Origin of the sequence: Vibrio sp. 10N.261.52.A1, assembly GCF_002876325.1 — a bacterium.
In the GTDB taxonomy this organism is placed as follows: Bacteria; Pseudomonadota; Gammaproteobacteria; order Enterobacterales; family Vibrionaceae; genus Vibrio; species Vibrio chagasii.
Window position 1 is genome coordinate 1355 of record NZ_MCYD01001035.1, and the last position, 2154, is coordinate 3508.

The 2154-nt window shown below is 39.8% G+C and carries 1 protein-coding gene and 1 pseudogene; both read right to left on the bottom strand.

The window, feature by feature from the left end; genetic code table 11:
- Positions 1-1859: pseudogene (locus BCT81_RS22390) on the bottom strand (calcium-binding protein); the annotation flags it as partial.
- A 13-nt stretch (positions 1860-1872) separates the two neighbouring features.
- A partial coding sequence (locus BCT81_RS29625; protein ID WP_206748016.1) for a hypothetical protein occupies positions 1873-2154 on the bottom strand: 282 nt, incomplete at its 5' end.

The following is a 2154-nucleotide window of genomic DNA, read 5'->3' on the forward strand; positions in this document are numbered from 1 at the left end:
CCACCGTCTAAGGTATTACTGCCACTGTAAGCGACCGTAAGGCGATCGTCGCCCTCACCACCTGACAGTTGATCATTACCCGTGCAGCCATGTAAGGTATCGTTGCCAGCATCACCATATATAATGTCGTTACCACTCCCGCCAGAAATAATGTCATTTCCATCTAAACCAGCAATAAAATCATCAGCGTTAGTACCTGTTACTTCATCATATGCGTTAGTACCGACACTAAACTCGTCTATGATGGATATGTGGATCAGCTTATCAAAACCAACTGGGAGGTCATTTGAGTCACTATTGGCATAATCAAACAGGTAAGAATAGAGATTTTTTTGGTTGTTAGAATATTGGTCATCTATTGACGATACTGTTTCAAAAAACTGATTGATCTCCCTAAGTGCCTCCGGAGTCTGTAGTGATGCTAATTCAATCAGTGAGTTCGCTACACTTGAAAAGTCACCGTACCATTGACCAGTAGTACCCTCTTGTACCCACTTTACTTCTTTAAATAAATTCGATTCAATGCCATTAAGCCTAAGAGCTATTTCACCTTTTAAGTTTTCAAATACCCCCTCGAAAAGCGCCGTGTACTGGACCCCTGAGCCTCTCGGTTTATCTAGTGGGTGACCGTAAAACTTTTCAAGAGCCTGTATTTTCCTCGTATCTATCCTGCTTTGGTAGTATGGTGAGTACTCGCCACTGACACCAGCCCATGCCAACATGATTTCTGTGAGTAACTCATTATCAGTGAGAGAAGATGTCCCTAATTGATATTGTTCAACTAGGGATTTAAGGTTTCCAGACTCATCAACAGTCATCGCATAGTGAAGTGAAGGTAACGAACCAATCCCGTTAATGTCAGGGAGTTGTTGAATATCTTCTGGTATGGGTAAAGTAGGGTATATGAAGTCTGATTTGTCCATCTTAAACCAAACGTCAGTTAGCGAAAAAGATGTACCATCAGACTTGGTGTATTGAGATTGCTGCCTATGTTCATTTCCCATATCATCAACATGGGTAGACTCTGTATACGTCACCTTTAAAGATACTATATCGAGATCTTTTAAAGTGAACAGCTCATTTGCTTGGCTAACCCCATCTTGGTTCAAATCACGAAAAACTTTTAGTTGGTTATAGATCGAGTCATTAGAATCAATAATATCATCGGAGTTATCATCATACTGAGCCAACGCTTCAAAGCCATTCTTAGCAAGAGTACCGTCGGCTAAAACAGTATTATCACCGAATAGCTCTTTACCATAGTCAATCGTACCATTGCCATCTAAATCAAGCGCAAGAAAACCATCATCTGAGGTAGCCGTTGCAGAACGTTCTAACTTTCCATCGCCATTATGATCAAAGTAGACGCCGTTCTCCAAATTAGTTGTTTCGATACCGTCGCCATCCAAGTCCAAAATTAAGGGAGAACCGGGAGTAGGGGGTGGCGGAACTAAATTTTTTAGTGGCGTGTTGCTTAACTGACCTCCATCATTTTCACACAACTCCTTTAGGTCTTTTCTCCTTTGCCTGTCTCCATGTACATAATCTTCAGCGGCATCGAGCATTTTAGATTTTGTGTTGTGATCTTGTATAAGATCACCTTTGTCTACCATATCACCGATAAAATCATCTATCAGATCTCCTATTGGCCCTAACGCGCCAAATGCATCTGTTCCTCTAAGCTGCTCCGTCTCTTTTTTTTGTTCAATCTTCTCTCGTACTCTATTGAAATTATCAGTTGTAGGGTTCTTCATTGCGTCATCACAAAGAGACATCAGCTCACTATCCAGTTTGTTCATATCATTCATATGCTGATTGGAACTAATTGCTTCCCTAACTAAGTCGAGTTTTTTTGACATGTTATCTTATCCTCTATTTACACATTAACTCATATTCAGGCCACAATTTTCTAATGATTAAGTTTTTAGTTTCCCAGTCTGAAACGATGCCCCTCACCCCAATGCCAAACTTATGAAAATTGTATAAATCACACGTTTCGAACAAATTCATTCCTCCCAATATATCTATCCATTGCTTAACTCCGGATATTTCTCCAGTGCTAAATGACAAATAAATATATTGAAAAATTGAGTAGCCATCAGCATTACTCATCCCTTTACTTAAAGATGAAAAATATTGTTCTGTTGTAATCTC